This is a genomic window from Tenacibaculum sp. 47A_GOM-205m (genome assembly GCF_000518405.1).
GTDB lineage: Bacteria > Bacteroidota > Bacteroidia > Flavobacteriales > Flavobacteriaceae > Polaribacter > Polaribacter lutimaris.
The window spans coordinates 1-22,793 of the sequence record NZ_JADN01000009.1; the positions used below are offsets into that span (position 1 = coordinate 1).

Here is a 22,793-nt window from a genome sequence, read left to right on the forward strand (position 1 = left end):
TCTACACTTGTCATATCCATTGGCTCATTTACCCATACTGGATCTGTAGTATCTACTATTGTGAATGTTGCATCTTTCGTAATATCATTTCCACACTCGTCCGTTAACGTAAAGGTTACAGTTTCTGAGCCTGTTCCTCCACATAAATCACTTAAACCGGTACTGTTATGAGTTACTATAGCTGTTCCACAACTATCACTTCCACTAAAGCTTGCTAACCAATCACTAAATGCTTGTGCATTTGTCGATGGATCACACTCTACACTTGTCATATCCATTGGCTCATTTACCCATACTGGATCTGTAGTATCTACTATTGTGATTACCATTGAATCTGTTCCTGTTTTACCACAAGTATCTGTTACAGTAAACGTTCTTGTAACTGTAGTAATACATCCATCATCAGAACTAATCGCATCTATATAAGTTATACTTGCTATTGTTCCATCATCTGAAGCCGTATAACCAGTGGTAAAAAAGCTATCTTTTATATCTGAAGATTCTACTAAACTAAAAGAGTATTTAGCATTAGTATTTGTAATATCGTTTTCATCACAACCTTCTATGTCTAAAATTTCAGGAACACTTATTACAGGATCTTCATCATCATTTGATACTAAGGTAATAGAATCTATTTCTTGACAACCATTGGTATCAGTAACAGTAACTGTATAAGTCCCCTCTGTTAACCCACTAAGGTCTTCTGTAGTTGCTCCTGTATTCCATAAGTAAGTATAATCTGCTGTTCCTCCTGATACTGTCAAGTCAATAGCCCCATCACTTCCTCCACAACTTAAATCACTTCCTAAAAGAGAAAGAGATAATATTGGTGGTTCTGTTATAGTAACATCCGCTAGTGCTATACAACCATTGGCATCAGTTACGATAACATTATGTGTTCCTACTCCTAAGCCACTTACGTCTTCTGTAGTGGCTCCCGTACTCCATAAATAGGTATAAGGAGCTTTTCCTCCTGTTACTGTTAAATCAGCTATACCATCATTAACCCCATTACAAGTAATATTCGTTCCAACAATAGCAGCTGTAGGAGTACTATCAATCGTAATATTTTTTATTATTGAGTTTGTATCACCATCTTCGTCGGTCACAATTAATGTTACCATCTTTGATCCTGCACTTGTGTAATTAACAAGATGAGGGCCTTCTGATGTTGCTACCATCGGAGAAGCATCCGTTCCAAAACTCCATTCATAAGTTAAAACCCCATCTCCTCCTGTAGAAGTATTTGTAAATGTTGCTCCTTGAAATCCACTATTGTTAGTTCCACAATTATATTCAAATGTAAAATCTGGCGCTATTGGTGTTTGTACATCAATTGGTGGTAAGTTCTCACCAGAACACTTGGAAGTTTGTGTAGCACATCCTGGTCCTACAACACTTCCTGGTGTTTGCCAAGAAAGATAAACGTCTGTTAAAGTTAATTCTTCACCACAAGTGTAATTTATTAATTCAAACATTTGATAAGTACCTGGACTAATTGAACCTGAGATTCCAATACTAATCTTATCAGTACCTACATAAACATTTCCGTCTTTATCAATTTTATCTGTACCATTCATCAAGTAAAACTGCATGTATAGGTCAATTTTACTTGCTGCTTTTGAAATATCTACATATAAATAAACGTTAGAGAGCTGTTGCCCTACTGTACACGTGCTTATTGGATTTCCATTTATGTCTCCTATATAAACACTTCCTATTTCAACATCCTGAGCTCCACACCCAGAAAGGCTACAGGGACTCTGCATAGATACCGTTGTTTGTGAAAAAATATAGTTAGCACTAAACAACAAAAGTATCAGCATTAATTTTCTTAAATGAGTAGTTTTCATTCCCATACCTTAACTTTTAAATTAACTTTTTTTAATATTTCTCTAGACTTTTCTAGAAAACATATACTTATAAAAGTTTTAGTTTTACCTAAAACCATACGGGGATGGGGTAAATGGGGATGGGGTAATTAAGGGTTACGCACGTCCTAGTATTGCTTTTAACAATACTTCAATACACAAGAATGTTCAATAAATTTTAACTGAGGAAAATAAAATAATACTGATTGGGAATTGTATTATTTTGAGGGATTAACGTTTTTTAAGTTCTAAAAACTTTAAAGTAAAAGTACTGCTAATTTTTAGATTCAAAAAATCCAAATTAAAAAAAAGGGGTTTTCCCCTTAGCGAACAAAGGAAAAAAACAGAACTAAAATATTTTAATAAACTTCTTTTTTAATTAGGTAATTTTGCAATATGATACAAAACGATACAATTATTGCATTAGCAACACCAGCAGGGGTTGGTGCTATTGCTGTTATTAGACTTTCTGGAGAAAAATCTATAAAAATTGTAGATTCATTTTTCTCCTCTGTAAAGAAAAATAAATCATTATTAAATCAAAAATCTCATACCCTACACTTAGGTCATATTGTAAATAATGGAGTTGTTATTGATCAAGTTTTAGTATCTATTTTTAAAAACCCGCACTCTTATACTGGTGAAGATGTAGTAGAAATTTCGTGTCATGGTTCTAGTTTTATTCAACAAGAAATCATTCAACTTTTCTTACAAAATGGTTGTAGAATGGCTGATAATGGCGAGTTTACTATGCGTGCTTTTTTAAATGGTAAAATGGATTTATCGCAAGCTGAGGCTGTTGCTGATGTAATTGCTTCTAATTCTGCTGCTTCTCATCAAATGGCAATTCAGCAGATGCGTGGAGGTATCACCAATGAATTAAAAGAGTTAAGAGCTCAACTATTAGATTTCGCTGCATTAATTGAGCTTGAACTAGATTTTTCTGGTGAGGATGTTGAGTTTGCTGATAGAACCAAATTTAAAGAATTGGTTGCTAAGATATCAGCTGTTTTAAAGCGTTTAATTGATTCTTTTGCTTTTGGAAATGCTATGAAAAATGGAATTCCTGTTGCTATTATTGGAGAACCTAACGTTGGTAAATCTACGTTGTTAAATGCCTTACTAAACGAAGAAAAAGCTATTGTATCTGATATTGCTGGTACTACTCGTGATGCTATTGAAGATGAACTAATTATTGATGGTGTTGTTTTCCGTTTTATAGATACTGCTGGTATTAGAGAAACTGAAGATGTTGTTGAGAGTATTGGAATTAAAAAAGCTTATGAAAAAGCAGAAAATGCACAACTAATTATCTTTTTAATTGATTCTAATAAATACATACACTCAAAAGAATTATTTTTAGAAGAAATAGAAACTATTAAACAACGTTTTCCTAATAAACGTTTGTTAGTTATTGCTAATAAAATAGATACATTATCTTGCCATGATTCTTCTATTTTACAATCAGAAATTGAAAACTTAATTCTACTTTCTGCTAAACAAAATATTGGTGTTGATGAGTTAAAACAAGAACTTATTTCTTTAGTGAATACAGGTGCTTTAAGTAACAATGAAACAATTGTTACTAACTCACGTCACTTCGAAGCATTAAACCATGCTCTAGAAAGTATTAATTCGGTAAAAAATGGAATTGATTTAGATATTTCTTCTGATTTATTTGCTATTGATATTCGAGAGTGTCTAAGACACTTAGGAAATATTACTGGTGAATATGATGTTGATAAAGATATTTTAGGTCATATTTTTGGGAATTTCTGTATCGGAAAATAATGTATCCTTCTCCTTTAATATACCTTTACTTCAGAATTCTTAATAAAGGAAAACAAAAGCGTTTTTGTTCATTGTTAATTATATAAAGATATAATAATAGAAGCTCCCTTTATATTCAATAATTTATTACTTACGATGTTTTAGAAAGCATTAACCTTACAGCTAGCTTTCCTAATTTATTTGCTGCTTTTGGACTATCACCAGTAATAAGTTTGCGATCATGACATTCTTTTCCGTTTGGCATCTTATTTACAATAGTTACACCCAAATCTTGTCAATCTTTCTCCAAAATACCAAAGCATTACGCCTGGTATATATATCCTGTTAAAAGAAGCATTTTATCTGCTCCATCAGGAAAAGCAGCTACTTTGTATCCCTTATATGGAAATTCTTCTGGTGAAGCTTTAATAACTGCTGCTAAAAAAGCTGCTGGACCGTGGCAGATAGAAATCATCCACTTATCATTTTGCACCCTCGAATCAATTACCTTTTTAACCGCTAAGCTTGAGGGTAAATCTATAATAGCACCACGCCCTCCTGAAATATATACTGCTGCATACGGACTCTCTTTATCTAATTCTTCAACTACTTCCTGCAAATTTAATAGGCGTAAGAGTTTGCGATTTAAACGTCTCATAAATTGCCATTACTTCTCTGTCTTCTTCAAGAAAAGCCCACTCTTCTAATTTTAATAGGTTTCCTGTTACAGTAGCTATACCCATTTCAAACCCAGCTTTCATAAAATGTAACATTGGCACAAATATTTCTACAGGATGATTTTCTGTTAAAAAGTTTTTCTCGTTTTTCATTTCAATTAGTGCTTGTTCTGTTCCAATTACTAAGATTCTTCGGTTTTTATCCGTATTCTTATCTTCAAAAACTGAATAGTCATAGTCTGTTTTTTTATCTACAGCTAATTTTAAAGCTAATTTCGAAGGAGAATATATATTAAACCTCTTTCGGTTCTGCTCTTAACATGCTTTTTATACGATTCATACTAATTCAGTTTACTCGTTTTATACTTCTAACAAAACGCTCTATAAGTTACAACCTTTATTTACACTACAAACTTACTTCATAAACTGACATTTAATTAACTCATAAAGTTTAAATAGTGCTCCTAAATGTTCAAATTCTGTTATTTACATATCAAAACTTCTTTCAAAAAACAACATAGAACATTCACAAATAATTTAGTAATTTCGACCCTCTAAATTACCTGCATGAAAGTTTGTATCGCCGAAAAACCAAGTGTAGCTCGTGAGATTGCTAATATCTTAGGAGCCAATACCAAACGAGATGGATATTTCGAAGGGAATGGCTATGCTGTTACTTATACATTCGGTCATTTATGTACACTTTTAGAGCCTAAAGACTACAAACCTCACTGGAAAAGTTGGGACTTGAACAATCTCCCTATGCTTCCTGATCGTTTTGACACAAAAGTTACTAATGATAGTGGAATTCAGAAACAGTTTAAAATTGTTAAGTCTTTATTTGAAAAAGCCGATGTGGTTATCAACTGTGGGGATGCGGGACAAGAAGGAGAACTCATTCAACGTTGGGTAATTAATCAAGCTAACTATAAAGGTAAGATTCAACGTTTGTGGATTTCTTCTCTAACTGAAGAAGCCATTAAAGAAGGCTTTGATAACCTTAAAGACAACGACGATTATAACAATTTATACTATGCAGGCTATTCCCGTGCTATTGGTGATTGGTTATTAGGATTAAATGCTACACGATTGTATACTGTAAAATTTGGTGGTTACAAACAAGTGTTATCTATCGGTAGAGTGCAGACTCCTACCCTAGCCATGTTGGTAGATCGTTATAAAGAAATTCAAAATTTTAAGCCAGAACCTTATTGGGAACTACAAACCTTGTATCGCAATACACTTTTTAGTTGTGAAGAAGGCCGTTTTTTAAAAAAGGAAGAAGGGCAAGCTTTTGCTGATAAAGTAAAAGAAAGTGATTTCGAAATAACCTCTGTTACTAAAAAGAAAGGAAAAGAATACGCTCCAAAGCTATTCGATTTAACTGGCTTGCAGGTATATTGTAATAACAAATTCGGATTTTCTGCTGATGAAACCTTGAAAATTGTTCAGAAACTCTATGAAATGAAAGTGGTTACCTACCCAAGGGTTGATACTACTTTTTTACCAAACGACATATATCCTAAAGTTCCGAATATTTTAAAAGGGTTAAAACAATATGCAACATTAACCCAACCTCTTTTAGGGAAAAAAATACGTAAATCGAGTAAAGTATTTAATGACAAAAAAGTAACCGATCACCATGCGATTATTCCTACAGGAATAGAAATCAACCTACAATACAATCAGCAACAAGTGTACGATATTATTGTTCGCCGATTCATCGCTGTATTTTATCCTGATAGTGATATTTCTAATACCGCTGTAATTGGTGAAGCTGATAAAGTTTCGTTTAAAACCACAGGAAAAGAAATTCTTACCAAAGGTTGGCGTGAAGTTTTTGAATACGGAAAAGAACCAAAAAAAGATACTGAAAAAGACGTTTTACCAACTTTTACCAAAGGAGAAAAAGGTCCGCACGAGCCCTCTTTTTTAGAAAAGGAGACCAAACCACCTCGTAATTATACCGAAGCTAGTTTACTACGTGCTATGGAAACAGCAGGAAAACAAGTAGATGATGATGAAATGCGTGAATTAATGAAAGAAAACGGTATTGGTCGTCCATCTACACGTGCAAGTATCATTGAAACGTTGTTTAGAAGAAAATACATTGAACGTCAAAAAAAATTGATCATTCCTACTCAAACAGGAATTGATCTGATTGATTTAATTGACAACGAGCTTCTAAAATCTGCAGAGTTAACTGGTTTGTGGGAAAAACGTTTGAAAGAAATTGAACGTGGTGAGTATAGTGCTGCTCATTTTATTAATGAAATGAAAAAAATGGTAGACCGTTTGGTATACGAGGTACGTTCTAATACCAAATCTGTACGATTATCTGCCGAAAAAAGCACTTCTGAAAATACAAATAAGGTTAAGAAAAAATCTACTTCTAAAAAGAAAGAAGTGGTAGGTAAAAACTGCCCAAAATGTAGCAGCGGACAATTACTAAAAGGAAGTGCTGCTTATGGATGTTCTGCCTATAAAAATGGTTGTGATTTTACACTTCCGTTTGAATTTATGGACAAAAAAATTTCTGAAAGTCAATTCATTCGTTTGCTTGACAAAGGATGCACGACCAATTTAAAAGGATTTAAACAAGGTTCTGATAAAATTGAAGGTTTGGTTCGTTTTGATGATAATTTTAATTTAAAATTTGAACCAAAAAAAGGAGTTGTTACAAATGAAAAGATTACTTCGTCGCAAACTCCTCGTAATGACAATGAAAAAATAACTTGTCCAAAGTGTAACAAAGGAAGCGTTTTAAAAGGAAAATCTGCTTATGGATGTTCTGAGTATAAAAATGGTTGTGACTTTGTGTTTACTTTTGAAAACATCAAAAAAATGGCTAACGGGCAACCATTAACCAAAGAGTTAGTATATAAAATATTGACTTCTAAGTAAGTTCTTTATAATAGTATTCTATTAATTTCTCTGGGTTTTTAATGGTGTTTTTTATCCATTTAAAATACAATACATTCTTTTCTTCTTCTGATAGTTGCCAATCTAAATTTGTTCTTTTTAATCGGGTAGTTACATCTTGTAGTGTGATTGCTGCTGCTACTGAGATATTTAAGCTTTCGGTAAAACCAACCATTGGAATTTTTAAAAATCCATCTGCTTCTTGTTTTATGTAATCCGAAATTCCATCTTTTTCAGCACCAAAAACAAAAGCTGATTTTTTAGTAACATCAAAATCAGGTAAAATACACGAATCAGTGTGTGGTGTGGTACCTATAATTTGATACCCTTTTGCTCGTAAATCTTCCAAACAAGCTTTGGTATTGTCTCCGTCTTCTTTATATCGATGAATGTCTAACCATTTTTGACTTCCTTTGGCTACATGTCTTGATACTTTGTTCGTAAACTTATTTTCTATGGCATATACATCTTGTATACCAAATATATCACAACTTCTTACCACTGCGCTTGCATTATGTGGCTGATAAATATCTTCTAACACTACTGTAAAATGACGTGTTCTTTCATTCAAAACTTTGTGAAATGTATCTTTCCTTTTTTCAGTAATGTAACCTTCTAAATAGGCTAATAATCCTTCATCAATCATACGACAAACATAGTAAATTTTCCTATTTTATCTTATGCTTAAACAACTCGTTCTTTTTTAATAAATGTAGTTAACTCTATGCACAACTAAATTAAAATAACAAGTAAACTATAAATCTTAGTTGTGTTGGATTATTAATTAATATGACCTTAAATAAAGAAGAGAAAGCTAAATTTCTTTTTTATTAATAAGTTTTTGCTCTTCTAATGCTAGAACCAATAAATTAACGTAATCATTTACAGTTTCTTCTATAGACTTAGGATCAATAATATCTATATATCCTTTCCAAATTAACTCTCGTTCTTTTGTTGGACAAATACAATATAAAGAGGTTTCAGCTTTGTATATTTTATACTTTTCATAATAATTTGGGTCTTCTAGAATTTCTCGGTGATTATAATAATCTTCCTTAAACTTTACATCTAGGTATTTTTTTTCTTTATATTTTTCTGAGAATATTTTTCTATCTTCCACACCTACCACCTTAGTATAAATTACTGCATCATAAAAGTTTGCTGTTAAAACATTTTCTATAAGTTTTAATTCTTCTTCTGTTTTCCCTTCCATTCTAAATTTTGGCTCAAAAATATCTAAACTTGGCACTGCATCAATGTTTCTAGATTCTAACTCCTTTTTTAGCAATTCTTCAAACTTATCTCTAGCCTCTAAATTTGGAGTCATACCAATGATTAATACTTTGGTTAATGATAGTGAATCAATTTCTGGATTCTTCCAATACTCTACTAATTGAGTTGTTGTACAACAATTAAGTGTGACAACTGTAATCGATAGTAATATTATTAACTTTATGGATAATTTCATTTTTACTAATTTATGTTATCTTCTTTTTAGGTCTTTTTATGCTTACAGATAAAGTTACTAAATTCTTAGAAAAGCTAGAGTAATTTTCTCTTGGAGTTTACTTAAGTACTAGAAAATTATCTTTTTAGAGGTTCAAATACATAAACAGGTATACAAAACAAAAAAAATAGAAAAACTATCTATATTATCGCTTTTGAAAAGAAATTAAGAAATCTTTAAATAAGTCTACAAATCCTAATTAATCATGTAACATGCATAATAAATTTTTCTATTTTTAAAACTTTATTTTTTATCTATGAAAAAACGTTTGGTTGTATTAACAGGTGCTGTAAAAATATTGCTAGTAACTAAATTAACATTTAGAAATTTAGAGTATCCATATGTTTAACATAAATAAAGGTAAATTTTAGAATGAAGTTGTTTTTAAAAAGACAAATTTCCTACCTCAATATAATCCTCTTGTTTTTCTAATTTTACGATGATTGTTCGTTTTTTTTCATTTTTCTTTCCATAATTTGTAAACATATTTACTTTTAAAATAGTTGGGCCAGATATCTTTTGAACATTATCTGCATAATAATCAATCATAATTTTATACTTCCCTTTAATAGCATTCTTTAGCATAAACTCCTCCGGTCCATAGCCTTCCGTCATATCTGTTGACATTCTTCCTCCAATAGCTGTTTCCTGATTTTTGTAATATGCTTTTTCTCCATTTGGATCAATAACCCATAAATCAATATCTGTATCATTATGATTCCAATCAACAACTATACGGGCATCTACTGGAATTGATTTAAAAAACTTTCTCTGATGTTTACTTAGCTTTAATTTATTTCCATACTTCGATACGATCCTTGTAAGCTCTACAAATACAACAGATTCTATACCGTCAAATCGTTCATCTTCATCTTTAACTAAAAGCTCTCCATTATAAATCTTATAAAGCAGATTGAAGCAATCTTGATAATCTCCAGCTAGTTCATACCCTAATGCTAAATCTCTATATGATTGAGGTTCTTCAGGTCTTAACTCTAATACTTTTTTATAAATTTCCTTTGCTAAGTCATACTCCTTAAAGTACTCTAACTTATATGCCAATGCTTTTATAAGTTCATAATTATCTAGATCTATCTCTATTAAATTTGTCAAAATTCTAATTGCTAATTCTTTTTCTCCTTTTTGGTCAAAGAAATCAGCTACATCTATGTAGAACATCGGACTATTAGAATAATAATCTCTAATTTCTAAATATTTATTGTAAGCAGATAAAACCGAAATTTCTTTCTTAAGAATATCTACATATGGAGTTTTAGGGTTCCACGCTTTTAATTCTATTCTTTCCTCTATCAACAAGTTTAATTTCTCTATTTCTTTTTTATTAGTTTCTCTTCCTTTTTTTGTCGTAAAAATTATAATCCCATCCCTTGCTTTTTCTCCATAGAGTTTTATTGCATCAAAAGGTTTAATTACCTGTACAGCATAAATGTCTTTGGTATTTAATTTTCCTATAAAACTCTTTCTTACTGAAATTCCATCAACTATATACATTGGCTCATTTTGACTCAATGAACTGTTCCCTCTTATAGAAACTTTGGTTGTCCCTTCATTATCTTGAGAAATATTTACTCCTAAAGATTTACCAATTAAAGACTGAACAATATTACTATTTACTAATTTTGACTCTCTTGCTATACCTAGTCCAGTAACAACTACTTCATCAAGAACATTATCTTCTTCAAGCTCTATATTTACAGTATCACCGCTATTAATTATAACTTCTTTAGTTGAACATCCAACAAAAGAAAAAACTAAAACTTCATTCTCCTCCACATTAATAGCATAATTACCATCAAAATCAGTTTCAGTTCCTCGATTTGTTCCCTTTACTATTACACTCACTCCAGGTAAAACGTCTGAAGAATCACTTACAGTACCTTTCACTACCTTTTTAGAATAATCAACATCTACTCTTGGGTTGTCAGCATGATTTTCATTCAAGTTGTTACCATTTGTTGTGTTTGTAGTGTTATTTTCTTGATTTGTATTAGAATTTCTAACCCTAGATGTTTGAGTTGCTCTTTTTTTCTTCTGCTTCTTCTCTGGGTATCTATGGTTATACCAATTTATAATATCCTTATATTGACCAAAAAGGTCTTCTCTTCTATCTTCAATATCTTCTATGGTTGAAACTTGATCTTCCTCTTTTTCTTTTAACAACTCTTTGTAACGAGATCTTAATTCTTTTGGTGGCTCTATGCCATATCGTACATAATCTTCAATTCTATCTAAAATTAACATTGAAGTGTAATCTGTAACCAAATGATGTTGTTTCGCCAAGGAAATAATTTCTTTCTTATTCTTTTCTTTTTCCTTATTTAAATATTTCAATTTCTCCTTTGCCCAAAGTCTCTTAACATGATTTGAAGCTACAGAATTCTCCAAATTAAGAGTTAATACTTTTGTAACCTTTCCTTGATATCCGAACTCTAATTCAACTGAGGGGCTCCCCTTAAACCTTCCTGTAATTACAAAATCACTTGTAACATTTGTTCTGCTTTTTGGATATACTTCATCCAAATTAGCATCACTCTTAAAACCTAAAAACTGTAATACTTCTTGTTTTAATAATCTATATCCTTCTTCACTATTAAGTTTTCCTAAGTTTATATATACAGCTCCTTGATCAGTGGCAATTTTATTTAATAAAAAATGATTAGCAGATGTTAATGAGTTAATTGTATAAACTATTTTCTTCTTAAACCCTTCTATAGTTCCTAGGTTAGTCAATCCATCAGAAAATAAAAGTATTTCGTCTGAATTTAATTTTAAGGTACTTAGTGTTTCTAAATTAGTTCCACCATCATAAGTTTGAGATTGTATCTCTTTTTTAAGGTTATCCCATGTACCGTTAGTTATAACGAATTTCTCACCTTTATTTTTTGTATTATTAAAAGAAATAAATTCAACTTCCACATTTTGTATGTAGTTAAAATATTTATTCAAAAGCTCTATTTCTTTATTTAAATTTTTATTTCTCATTGAAAAAGAAACATCCCAAAGAATACTTATCTTTTTGGGTTTTTCTTTATTATTCGGTTTGTTTTCCAATGGAATCGAGCTATAAAAATAATCTCCATAGCTTAAAACATTTTCAGAGTTAGAAGGCTTTTTAAACTCTACTTTAATTGGTTTTTGAGGAGATACATTCTCTTTAACTAAAGAAGCACTCATTACACTTCCTTTCTTAATAAAATGTAAATCTTTAAAGAACTCGCTTTTTACAACAGGAAGTTTAGATATTCCATAAGTAAAAATATCTAAAGAAAAATTATCAACAACTTTCTTAATTCCTAAAGGAAGCTCATATACAAGTTTATCGCTAATTATAGAAAGCTTTTCTTCATACGTTAAAACTACTCTTTTATTTTTTTTAGGAAAAATTGGGTACACCCTTGCCTTATAATTGTTACCTGATGTTTTTTCTAAAAGTGCAGGGTCAATATTTTGCCTAACAGTAGTTTCATAAGCAACTCTAGCTAATTCTTTTTCTACAACTACAGCTTCTCTTAACTTTCCATTCAAATCCATCGCAAATTGATATACAGATTGTCCTTCTCCTAAAGGAAATATCAAATCCCCTTCTAGTGTTCTGTCTAAATCATTATAAAACTCCATATCATAAGTGGTAGTAGCAAAATCACCTGTAATATTTACTTCTACTTTTAGATTTGATAGTTTTAGTTCACTAGAATCTTTTAAAATAATTTTTGGGGTGCCTTGAGAAAAAAGACCAAAACTTACCAATAAAACGTTAATGAATAATATTTTTTTCATAGTTAATACTTTAAATTTTAGATAAAATTGAGCTTTTATCTTGAAAAATAAAATTAGGAATGAGTGTAGCTCTCTTTTTAATGAGTAAAGTGGTTCAGATAGAAAAGGAAAAATTTTCATAGCAATACAAATTTACCTAATTTTTATTCTCTAAAGAAGCATAAAACTATTCTATAATAAAAATAAAAACCTTCTAAATAAGTTAATTGCCCTTCATCAATTATATAGTAAGTAAAATTTTATATTTTAGATTTATGAAAAAACGTTTGGTTGTATTAACAGGTGCTGGTATTAGTGCTGAAAGTGGTATTAAAACTTTTAGAGATGCCGATGGCTTATGGGAAGGTCACGATATTTATGAAGTGGCTTCTCCACAAGGGTTTCATGCTAATCCTGAATTGGTATTAGACTTTTACAATCAACGTAGAAGACAACTTTTAAAAGTTTCTCCTAATAAAGCACATCACAATTTAGTTTCTTTAGAGAATGATTTTGAAGTTGATATTATTACTCAAAACGTAGATGATTTACACGAAAGAGCAGGAAACAAAAATGTAATACATTTACATGGCGAACTATTAAAAGCTCGTAGTACCAAAAACAAACATCTTGTTTATAATTGGAATAAAGATATTGCTATAGGTGATGTATGCGAAGAAAATGCTCAATTACGCCCACACATTGTTTGGTTTGGTGAAGATGTTCCTCTTTTGGAAAAAGCTGCAGAAATTACTCAACAGGCTGATATTTTAGTAATTATAGGAACTTCTATGCAAGTATATCCTGCTGCTAGTTTGGTTAATTATGTACAGCATAATACTCCTATTTATTTTATAGATCCTAAACCTGCTGTAAATAAAAACGCCTTCAATAACTTAACTATTATTGAAGACGTTGCTAGTTCTGGTACTGATAAATTAATTACTATACTAAAATAAGTTTAGTATCAAGTTTTATGAATTTGATGTTAATCGGTCAAAATACTCATACAATTCTCCTTTAGAAATTGTGCTTCCTTTTTCAATCAAATCAAAAAGTTCAACATTTCTTTCTTCTTGATATGCTTTTGAGCCTCTTAAAAACTCAATTGCTTCATCATTTGGATTTTTTAGTAGCCATTCAAACCCTTCTTGCTCTAAAACATTAATGTCTTTTTCTATTTTTATTACAATACGATGTATTTCTTTTTCTTCGCATTTGAATAGGTTTACTAAGTTTGGAGAAAAATGTTCTAAATACGTTGTTTTAGTTAATACATCATCCCAAACAACATCGCTAAATACATTCATTTCATCTTCAGCTACATGTGGTTTCTCTTTTTTTAGTTCATCCCATTCTTTTTTATCAATGTTTTGTGATGCTAAAAATCGAGTAAATTCTTCATGTAATCCTTCAAACTGTTCTTTTGTAAGTTGTCTATATTTCAAACGTTTTAATTTTTTTAATTAATTGATTTATTATAATAAAATTAAGAACGTTTGCAACCACTCGCTCCACCCGTTCTCTCATTAAAAATTTTAAAGAAAATCTTTTATATAGAAATTTTTAAAATTTATTAATGTTCGTTTCATTTGGCAATTTTAGTAATAAATTGGGGTTGGGGCAATTTTCCTTATAATAATCTAGGTTCTTTTTTGAAGAAACTCCAGGGTAATCTCCTTTATAATCTTCAATGTCTATCATTAACTGAAAATGTAAATGAGGAGCATAATCTCCGTTTACAGAACTATCTCCTAAAGTTCCTATCTTCTCTCCTTTTTTCACCTTTGTTCCAACTGATATGTCTTCTAAAGATTCTAATGATAAATGACCATATAATGAATAAAACTCATTTCCTTCTATTGAATGTTTTACAATAATCGTTGGCCCATAATCTCCATAATTTAAATTATTTTTAAAGCTATGAATTTCCCCATCTAATACAGCTAAAATATCTGTACCTGCATCACACCACAAATCAATTCCCAAATGAATATTGCGTTGGTTTTCTTCTGATAATTTATTAAAATGCTCACTTCTACTATAAATATCTCTTACTTCTAAATACCCTCCAAAAGCAACTGTTTTTTTATGCTTTGAAAAATAACTTTCTAAATATGCTTCCCATTCTTTTGATGAAGAAACATCAAAGCTTAATTCTTTGTTAGATGCAGCTATAGAAATTGGAATGTACTGACTAAAAGGTATACTAGTATCAACTACATGTAATGGTTTTTGAGATATATTATTTAAAAAATCTATCATATTTAAAAATTAAAAAAAGTGCAGTAATTACTGCACTTTTTATAAAAAACTAGTTATGTATTAGGCATTCTGTTTCTTAATTAAATTTAAAGCAGAACCTTCTTTATACCATTCAATTTGCCCTTCATTATAGGTATGATTCGCAATAATTATATCTTTTGAACCATCAGCATGAACCACTTCAACAGTTAATGGTTTTCCTGGTGCAAATTCATTTAAGTCTAAGAAGTTAAATGTATCGTCCTCTTGAATTAAATCGTAATCTGCTTCATTATCAAATGTTAAACCTAACATCCCTTGTTTTTTCAAGTTTGTTTCATGAATACGTGCAAATGATTTTACTAACACAGCTGCCACTCCTAAATGACGTGGTTCCATTGCTGCATGTTCACGAGAAGAACCCTCACCATAGTTATGATCTCCTACTACAATTGTTTTAATTCCTTTTGCTTTATACTCTCGCTGTACTTTAGGTACTGCATCATACTCTCCTGTTAATTGGTTTTTCACGAAGTTTGTCTTCATGTTAAAAGCATTTACAGCTCCAATTAACATATTGTTAGAAATATTATCTAAGTGTCCACGATAACGTAACCAAGGTCCTGCCATAGATATATGGTCAGTTGTACATTTACCGTATGCTTTGATTAATAATTTAGCACCTTTTATAATATTACCTATTGGCTCAAATGGCGTTAATAATTCTAAACGTTCTGAATTAGGGTTTACAACTATCTCTACATGACTTCCATCTTCCTCTGGTGCTAAATACCCATTCTCTTTAACCTCAAAACCTTTTGGTGGTAATTCCCATCCTGTTGGCTCATCAAACATTACCTCTTCTCCATTTTCATTAATTAATGAATCTGTCATTGGGTTAAAATCTAGACGTCCTGAAATTGCTATTGCTGCAGTTAATTCTGGTGAAGCAACAAAAGCATGTGTATTAGGGTTACCATCAGCTCTTTTAGCAAAATTACGATTGAAAGAGTGAACAATACTATTCTTTGGCGCATTTTTAGGATCACTATATCTAGCCCATTGTCCAATACATGGCCCGCATGCGTTAGTAAATATTTTAGCATCTAAATTTTCAAAGACTTGTAGTATTCCATCTCTTTCAGCTGTAAAACGTACTTGCTCAGATCCTGGATTAATACCAAACTCTGCTTTTGTTTTCAATCCTTTATCTATAGCTTGTTGTGCAATAGAAGCTGCACGTGATAAATCTTCGTAAGAAGAGTTTGTACAAGACCCTATTAGCCCCCACTCTACTTGTAATGGCCAATCATTTGCTTGAGCCTTCTCTGTCATTTCTTTTCCTACTGAAGTAGATAAATCAGGAGTAAAAGGTCCATTTAATAATGGGCCTAATTCTGATAAATTGATTTCAATTACTTGATCAAAATATTGTTCAGGGTTTGCGTATACTTCAACATCTGCAGTTAAGTATTCTTTAATTTCATTTGCTGCATCTGCCACATCATTTCTATCTGTAGCACGTAAATAACGTTCCATAGACTCATCGTAACCGAAAGTAGAGGTTGTAGCTCCAATCTCTGCTCCCATGTTACAAATAGTTCCTTTACCTGTACAAGACATAGCTGTTGCTCCAGGTCCAAAATATTCAACAATAGCTCCTGTTCCTCCTTTTACTGTTAGAATTTCTGCTACTTTTAAAATCACGTCTTTTGGTGCTGTCCACCCAGATAATTTACCTGTTAATTTTACACCTATTAATTTAGGAAATTTCAATTCCCAAGGCATTCCTGCCATTACATCTACTGCATCAGCTCCACCTACGCCAATAGCAACCATTCCTAACCCTCCAGCGTTTACTGTATGAGAATCAGTACCAATCATCATTCCTCCTGGAAATGCATAATTTTCTAATACCACTTGGTGAATAATTCCTGCTCCAGGTTTCCAGAAGCCAATACCGTATTTATTAGATACAGACTCTAAAAAATCAAAAACCTCACTACTTACATCGTTTGCGTGTTTTAAATCGGTAGCTGCTCCATCTTTTGCCTGAATTAAGTGGTCGCAATGTACCGTTGTTGGTACTGCTACTTTATCTTTTCCTGCTTGCATAAATTGTAACAACGCCATTTGTGCTGTTGCATCTTGACAAGCAATACGGTCTGGGGCAAAATCAACATAATCCTTTCCTCTTTCGAATGCTTTCGTTGGATTTCCGTCCCAAAGGTGTGTGTATAAAATTTTCTCTGCTAATGTTAAAGGTTTACCTGTAATTTCACGAGCAGCATCCACTCGTTCTACTACTTTATTGTATACCTCTTTTATCATGTTAATATCAAAAGCCATATATGTAATTTTTTTGTTGCTGTACGAATTTACCAAAAAAAACAGTACAAAAGATGGAGTAACTATATAATTATAATAAGTTTAAATAAGTTTTTTCTATAGTAGAGTTTTATACAGAAATTAATTAATAACAACAAAGCCCGAGCTTTAACACTCGGGCTTCTATATTATAACTAATAGTTTTATTTAACTATGAAATTACTAGTTGTTTTTGAGATGGTTTAAATTTTGTTAAAACAATACCGTCTACTGCTTTTTCATATTCTTCCATAGTAGGTGTTCTTCCTAAAATAGTAGACAATACTACTACTGGTGTAGAAGATAATAGAGATTCTCCTTTTTTCTCTCCAGAATCTTTTACAACTCTTCCTTGGAATAAACGTGTTGAAGTAGCCATTACTGTATCTCCTGGCTCAGCTTTTTCTTGATTCCCCATACATAAGTTACATCCAGGACGTTCTAAGTATAACATGTTTTCATACTTTGTACGTGCTAATCCTTTAGGTGCATTATCATCAAACTCAAATCCTGAATACTTTTGTAATACTTCCCAATCTCCTTCAGCTTTTAACTCGTCTACAATATTGTATGTAGGTGGTGCTACTACTAATGGAGCATTGAATTCTACTTTACCTTCTTGTGCTTCAATGTTCTTTAACATTTGAGCTAAGATTTTCATATCTCCTTTATGAACCATACAAGATCCTACGAAACCTAAATCTACTTTTTTAGTTCCTCCGTAGAATGATAATGGACGAATTGTATCGTGCGTATAACGTTTAGAAACATCTTCGTTATTTACATCAGGATCAGCAATCATTGGTTCAGCGATTTCATCTAAATCAATTACAACTTCTGCATAATATTTAGCATCCGCATCTGGTTTTAACGCTGGTTTATTTCCTGTTTTAACTTCTTGGATTCTAGTATTTGCCTTATCAACTAAACCTTGTAATACTTGCTTTTTATTATCCATTCCCTTATCAATCATGATTTGGATACGATCTCTAGCAATTTCCAATGATTCAATTAATGTTTCATCTTCTGAAATACAGATAGAAGCCTTTGCTTTCATCTCTGCAGTCCAGTCAGTAAACGTAAAAGCTTGATCAGCTGTTAAGGTACCTATATGCACCTCAATAACTCTTCCTTGGAATACATTTTCTCCTCCAAATTGCTTTAACATTTGTTGTTGTGTAGCATGCACTACATCACGGAAATCCATGAAGCTTCTCATGTCTCCCTTAAAAGTAACTTTTACTGATTGTGGAATTGGCATCGTTGCTTCCCCGGTTGCTAAAGCTAATGCTACAGTTCCTGAATCTGCACCAAAAGCAACTCCTTTTGACATACGTGTGTGAGAATCTCCTCCAATAATAATATCCCAATCACTTACTGTAATATCATTCAATACTTTATGAATTACATCCGTCATTGCATGATACTCACCTTTAGGATCACGACCAGTAATTAAACCAAAGTCGTTCATAAACTTCATTAATCTAGGAATATTCGCTTTTGACTTATCATCCCAAACTGAAGCAGTATGACATCCTGATTGGTATCCTCCATCAACAATTGGAGAAATTACCGTTGCAGCCATCATTTCTAACTCTTGAGAAGTCATTAACCCCGTAGTATCTTGAGATCCTACGATATTTACCTCTACACGAACATCAGAACCTGCATGTAATGTTTTACCTGGAGTAGTTCCTACTGCATTTTTGTTGAATATTTTTTCAACTGCTGTTAATCCTTGTCCTTCAACAGAAATTTCTTTAGAAGCTGCATATACTTGTGGAGCTTCAATTCCTAAAACTTTGGCAGCGAATGTTTGTAATTTTTTACCAAAAACTACAGCATAAGAACCTCCTGCTTTAATAAACTCCATTTTCTGTGGAGTTAAAGCGTCAGAAATATCTTTTAATTCTTTATCTCCGTTATATAATTTCTTAGTTTTTGTGTTAATCGTTAACACAGTTCCTGTATCAACAGAATAGGTTTGTTCTAAAACTGGTTCTCCATCAGCATTTAATACTGTATTTCCTTCAGCATCTTTTTGTTTTACCCAGTTTTTAAGATCAATACCAATACCCCCTGTTACACCAACTGTTGTTAAGAAAATAGGTGAAATTCCATTTGTTCCTGCAATTACAGGAGCTATATTGATAAATGGCACATAAGGACTAGAAGAAATCCCTGTCCAAAGAGCAACGTTATTTACTCCAGACATTCTTGAAGATCCTACTCCCATTGTTCCTTTTTCAGCGATTAACATCACTCGTTTATCAGGATGCTGCTCTTTTAATGCTAACAATTCTTGTTGCATTTCTTTGTTGTGCTCAAAAATAGATTGTCCGTGTAACTCACGGTCAGATCTAGAGTGTGCATCTGCACCTGGAGATAATAAATCTGTAGATATATCCCCTACTCCTGCAACAAATGTTACTATTTGAATTTCTTCATCTACCTCTGGTAACTTTGTAAAAAATTCTGCTTGTGCATAACTTTCAATAATTTCTTTAGCTATTGCACTTCCTGCTTTCATAGCCTCCTCTAAACGCTCAGTATCTGCTTCGTATAAAAATACCTGAGTCTTTAACACTTTAGCTGCTTCTTTAGCTATCGCTTCATCATTTCCTAAAGCTAAGTCTAATAAAACCTTGATAGAAGGCCCACCTTTCATGTGAGATAATTGTTCAAAAGCAAAAGCTGGAGTAATTTCTTCTACTACAAACTCTCCTAAAATAATTTCTTTCAAAAATTCAGCTTTTACACCAGCAGCATTTGTTGTACCTGGTAAAACATTATAAATAAAGAAATTAAGAGACTCTTTACGGTGCTCGTTATTTACATCTTTAATTTGTGAAATAATTTCAGTTAACAATTCACTTCCGTCAATTGGCTTAGGGTGTAGACCTTGCCCTTTTCTTACTTCAATCTCCTTTAGGTAATCTGAGTATGTGTTCATAAAAGGTTTATTATTTAATATTTGAAAAGAAACTGTAAAAGTTAAGATTTATTGAAATTGATTGTGATACAATTGACTTATAAAAACTCCCTTTTATTGTTTCTTAATTTATTTGTATCTAAAACTGTTATATGTAAGCACATATATCAAATTTACATACGAGTATATCTTGTTATTTTTTTGCCTAGCAAAAGTACTATTTTAACCTCAATTTTAAAAATAAACAACAAAACAGGAGAAATACTAAATTTATTTAATTTGAAATAGCTGTTTTTAAAAATATCTCAAAAAAACACTTAAAAACCAGTCAATTAATTATCAATTTGATAATTGAGATATTTTAAGTAAAGTACAGAAAAAGCTATAATGATTCTAAATAGGAAAAAAAAGCAGACCCATAAGCTGGATTCTGTTCCTCAAAAATGAGGCTCTTATCATTTATCTAGTTCCGAAATTACTAACGGAATCAATCTGCCTACCCCTTAGAATCGCGCGAGTAGCGCTCGAGCTCTAATGTACATGGCATTGCACCGCATAGAGTTTACCTGGTTTCACTACAGCATTACCTGTACATACTTTCTGTTGCACTTGTCCTCGGTTTACACCGGACGGATGTTATCCGCTATGCTACTCTATGGTGTCCAGACTTTCCTACTTACATTTGCTGTAAGTCGATAAGATAGGTCTGCTTAATATGTTTTTAGTTCACATCTTTATTCATAAAAAAACCCACTCAAAAAATTGAGTGGGAAAATTGCTATGAAAAAGAAAAAGTGTCTAGAACGTCTCCTAGACACTGCAAATATATAAACGTTTTTTGTTTTAAAAAAATTTAAATCAAAAAAAATTCAAATTTTATATTTTTTTTAAGAAAACATGTCTTTAACCTTTTCGAAGAACGACTTGTCTGACTTTTGAGGGTTTGGGCTAAAGTTCTCATCCTCTTGCATTTCCTCAAAAAATTTACGTTGATCCTTTGTTAATTCTTGTGGTGTCCACACATTTATGTGAATTAAGAAATCTCCATGTCCATAACGTTCAATACTAGGTAATCCTTTTCCTTTTAATCGTAAAATCTTACCAGATTGCGTTCCTGCATCAACTTTAATCTTAACTTTTCCTGTAACTGTATCTATTTCTTTAGAAGTTCCTAAAACAGCTTCTGAGAAGTTTATATATAAATCGTAGTGAATATTGCTTCCTTCTCTCTTTAAAGTATCGTGTGGTACTTCTTCAATCAACACTAATAAATCACCAGGAATTGAGTTCTTACCAGGAGCTTCGTTTCCTTTTCCTCCTACTTTTAGTTGAACTCCTTCTGTAACTCCTTCAGGAATATTAATAGAAACAGTTTCTTCTTTTACAATCATACCTTGTGCATCGGCTCCACTAGGTTTCTTATCTAACATTTCTCCTGCTCCATGACAAGTACCACAAGTAGTAGCTGTTTGCATTCTACCTAAAATAGTATTGGTAACTCGCATTTGTTGCCCTGTACCGTTACAGGTTGAACAGGTTTTATACGTTACTCCTTCTGCTTGAACTTTTCTACGAACTTTTACCTTCTTTTCAACTCCCTTGGCTATATCTTCTAAAGTTAGTTTTACACGAATACGTAAGTTACTACCTTTTACTCGTGCTTGACGGTGACCACCGCCACCAAAACCACCGAAACCGCCACCAAAGGCTCCTCCAAAAATATCTCCAAATTGGCTAAAAATGTCATCCATATTCATTCCGCCACCGCCGAAGCCTGCGTGACCTCCTTCAAAAGCAGCATGACCATACTGATCGTAACGAGCTTTCTTGTTCTCATCACTTAATATTTCATACGCTTCTGCAGCTAACTTGAATTTTTCTTCAGCATCTTTATCATCTGGATTTTTATCTGGATGATACTTAATAGCCATCTTTCGATATGCTTTTTTTATTTCAGCTTGCGATGCCGATTTTGATATTCCTAATATTTCGTAATAATCTTGTTTTGCCATAACTTTCAATGTTCAATTATCAGTAAACAGTTATTTTAAACAATAACCAATAATTGTATTAATGATAATTGTTTTACGCTTGCCCCATTACTACTTTAGGGTGACGAATAATTTTATCTCCTAGTTTGTATCCTTTCTCTACACAATCGATGATTTTTCCTTTTAAATCTTCTGTTGGCGCAGGTATTTGTGTAATTGCATCATGAATTTCAGCATCAAAATCATCTCCTGGCTTTACTTCAATTTCTACTAATCCTTTTTGAGTTAATGTGCTTTTAAACTTGTTGTTGATAAGCTCCATTCCTTTTAATAATTCAGAATCTTCAGTCTTTTTAATTTCTGCCAAACCTCTATCAAAATCATCCATAATTGGCAGTAAAGCTGTCATTAATTCTTGACTTGCTGTTTTAAAAAGCTCGATACGCTCTTTAGAAGTACGTTTTTTATAGTTTTCAAATTCAGCAAACAAACGTAAATATTTGTCTTTTTCTACTTGAATTAACTCTTCAGCTGTAGGCTCATCTTTTGCCTCAACCTCTTTATTTTCTTGAGTTTCTTCTTGCTCTCCTCCTAATTCTCCACTTTTTACAGCGTCATTAATTTCGTCTTCTTTTGTATATTGATCCTTACTCATTGTAAATAGTTTCTTTATTTTCTTTCTTTTGATTAACAAGAATGTTGCCAATAAAAAAATCGTGTCAACTTGACACGATT

Annotated in this window: 14 protein-coding genes, 1 other RNA gene and 1 pseudogene; 3 read left to right on the forward strand and 13 right to left on the reverse strand. The window is 31.9% G+C overall.

Annotated elements, in window-relative coordinates; genetic code table 11:
• Positions 1 to 1,859 (reverse strand): annotated as a pseudogene (locus N534_RS14715) (hypothetical protein); the annotation flags it as partial.
• Between the two features lie 408 nt (positions 1,860 to 2,267).
• Here N534_RS14715 and mnmE point away from each other — a divergent pair.
• Complete coding sequence (gene mnmE, locus N534_RS0110600; RefSeq protein ID WP_028892468.1) at positions 2,268 to 3,662, forward strand: tRNA uridine-5-carboxymethylaminomethyl(34) synthesis GTPase MnmE; 1,395 nt, start codon at positions 2,268 to 2,270, stop codon at positions 3,660 to 3,662.
• A gap of 301 nt (positions 3,663 to 3,963) precedes the next feature.
• Here mnmE and N534_RS15105 read toward each other — a convergent pair whose 3' ends face one another.
• Positions 3,964 to 4,260 carry a hypothetical protein gene (locus N534_RS15105; protein WP_028892469.1) on the reverse strand — a complete coding sequence of 99 codons (297 nt, stop codon included), beginning with the start codon at positions 4,258 to 4,260 and terminating at the stop codon, positions 3,964 to 3,966.
• On the reverse strand, positions 4,244 to 4,471 hold the full coding sequence (locus N534_RS15110) for a hypothetical protein (protein ID WP_028892470.1): 228 nt from the start codon (positions 4,469 to 4,471) through the stop codon (positions 4,244 to 4,246). Before N534_RS15110 ends, N534_RS15105 begins: the two co-directional genes overlap by 17 nt.
• 414 nt (positions 4,472 to 4,885) lie before the next feature.
• On the opposite strand from N534_RS15110, the gene N534_RS0110620 reads away from it, so the two are divergent.
• Positions 4,886 to 7,222 carry a type IA DNA topoisomerase gene (locus tag N534_RS0110620; RefSeq protein ID WP_028892471.1) on the forward strand — a complete coding sequence of 779 codons (2,337 nt, stop codon included), beginning with the start codon at positions 4,886 to 4,888 and terminating at the stop codon, positions 7,220 to 7,222.
• Here the strand turns inward: N534_RS0110620 and N534_RS0110625 are convergent.
• From N534_RS0110625 to N534_RS0110640, 3 genes are all read right to left on the reverse strand, one after another.
• Positions 7,215 to 7,886, reverse strand: a complete 672-nt coding sequence (locus tag N534_RS0110625; RefSeq protein WP_028892472.1) for an RNA methyltransferase — start codon at positions 7,884 to 7,886, stop codon at positions 7,215 to 7,217. The genes N534_RS0110620 and N534_RS0110625 overlap by 8 nt on opposite strands.
• Before the next feature lie 168 nt (positions 7,887 to 8,054).
• Positions 8,055 to 8,708 (reverse strand): hypothetical protein, encoded by a 654-nt coding sequence (locus N534_RS0110630; protein WP_051435902.1) that lies wholly within the window; start codon positions 8,706 to 8,708, stop codon positions 8,055 to 8,057.
• Between the two features lie 423 nt (positions 8,709 to 9,131).
• Complete coding sequence (locus N534_RS0110640; RefSeq protein WP_197017714.1) at positions 9,132 to 12,545, reverse strand: VIT domain-containing protein; 3,414 nt, start codon at positions 12,543 to 12,545, stop codon at positions 9,132 to 9,134.
• Positions 12,546 to 12,799: 254 nt separating this feature from the next.
• Here N534_RS0110640 and N534_RS0110645 point away from each other — a divergent pair, with 254 nt between their 5' ends.
• The gene (locus N534_RS0110645) at positions 12,800 to 13,483 is read left to right on the forward strand and encodes an NAD-dependent deacylase (protein WP_028892475.1); all 684 of its coding nucleotides are present in this window, start codon (positions 12,800 to 12,802) and stop codon (positions 13,481 to 13,483) included.
• Positions 13,484 to 13,498: 15 nt separating this feature from the next.
• Here the strand turns inward: N534_RS0110645 and N534_RS0110650 are convergent, their stop codons facing one another.
• From N534_RS0110650 to N534_RS0110675, 7 genes are all read right to left on the reverse strand, one after another.
• Positions 13,499 to 13,972: a DUF6495 family protein gene (locus tag N534_RS0110650; protein WP_028892476.1), complete on the reverse strand. Its 474-nt coding sequence runs from the start codon at positions 13,970 to 13,972 to the stop codon at positions 13,499 to 13,501.
• 118 nt (positions 13,973 to 14,090) lie between these two features.
• Complete coding sequence (locus N534_RS0110655) at positions 14,091 to 14,789, reverse strand: peptidoglycan DD-metalloendopeptidase family protein (protein ID WP_028892477.1); 699 nt, start codon at positions 14,787 to 14,789, stop codon at positions 14,091 to 14,093.
• A gap of 60 nt (positions 14,790 to 14,849) precedes the next feature.
• Positions 14,850 to 17,117, reverse strand: a complete 2,268-nt coding sequence (locus tag N534_RS0110660) for an aconitate hydratase (RefSeq protein ID WP_028892478.1) — start codon at positions 17,115 to 17,117, stop codon at positions 14,850 to 14,852.
• Positions 17,118 to 17,307: 190 nt separating this feature from the next.
• Positions 17,308 to 20,088, reverse strand: a complete 2,781-nt coding sequence (locus tag N534_RS0110665; protein WP_028892479.1) for a bifunctional aconitate hydratase 2/2-methylisocitrate dehydratase — start codon at positions 20,086 to 20,088, stop codon at positions 17,308 to 17,310.
• A 382-nt stretch (positions 20,089 to 20,470) separates the two neighbouring features.
• Positions 20,471 to 20,780: RNase P RNA component class A (gene rnpB, locus N534_RS15115), an RNA gene on the reverse strand.
• Between the two features lie 174 nt (positions 20,781 to 20,954).
• Complete coding sequence (gene dnaJ / locus N534_RS0110670) at positions 20,955 to 22,079, reverse strand: molecular chaperone DnaJ (protein WP_028892480.1); 1,125 nt, start codon at positions 22,077 to 22,079, stop codon at positions 20,955 to 20,957.
• Positions 22,080 to 22,152: 73 nt separating this feature from the next.
• A complete protein-coding gene (locus N534_RS0110675) occupies positions 22,153 to 22,713 on the reverse strand; it encodes a nucleotide exchange factor GrpE (RefSeq protein WP_028892481.1) in 561 nt (186 codons plus the stop codon).
• Between the last annotated feature and the right edge of the window lie 80 nt (positions 22,714 to 22,793).

Excerpts from the sequence above, each read along its gene's own strand:
- mnmE (WP_028892468.1), top strand. The coding sequence starts at position 2,268 with ATGATACAAAACGATACAATTATTGCATTAGCAACACCAGCAGGGGTT.
- N534_RS15110 (WP_028892470.1), bottom strand. The coding sequence starts at position 4,471 with ATGAAAAACGAGAAAAACTTTTTAACAGAAAATCATCCTGTAGAAATA.
- N534_RS0110620 (WP_028892471.1), top strand. The coding sequence starts at position 4,886 with ATGAAAGTTTGTATCGCCGAAAAACCAAGTGTAGCTCGTGAGATTGCT.
- N534_RS0110625 (WP_028892472.1), bottom strand. The coding sequence starts at position 7,886 with ATGATTGATGAAGGATTATTAGCCTATTTAGAAGGTTACATTACTGAA.
- N534_RS0110630 (WP_051435902.1), bottom strand. The coding sequence starts at position 8,708 with ATGAAATTATCCATAAAGTTAATAATATTACTATCGATTACAGTTGTC.
- N534_RS0110640 (WP_197017714.1), bottom strand. The coding sequence starts at position 12,545 with ATGAAAAAAATATTATTCATTAACGTTTTATTGGTAAGTTTTGGTCTT.
- N534_RS0110645 (WP_028892475.1), top strand. The coding sequence starts at position 12,800 with ATGAAAAAACGTTTGGTTGTATTAACAGGTGCTGGTATTAGTGCTGAA.
- N534_RS0110655 (WP_028892477.1), bottom strand. The coding sequence starts at position 14,789 with ATGATAGATTTTTTAAATAATATATCTCAAAAACCATTACATGTAGTT.
- N534_RS0110660 (WP_028892478.1), bottom strand. The coding sequence starts at position 17,117 with ATGGCTTTTGATATTAACATGATAAAAGAGGTATACAATAAAGTAGTA.
- N534_RS0110665 (WP_028892479.1), bottom strand. The coding sequence starts at position 20,088 with ATGAACACATACTCAGATTACCTAAAGGAGATTGAAGTAAGAAAAGGG.
- dnaJ (WP_028892480.1), bottom strand. The coding sequence starts at position 22,079 with ATGGCAAAACAAGATTATTACGAAATATTAGGAATATCAAAATCGGCA.
- N534_RS0110675 (WP_028892481.1), bottom strand. The coding sequence starts at position 22,713 with ATGAGTAAGGATCAATATACAAAAGAAGACGAAATTAATGACGCTGTA.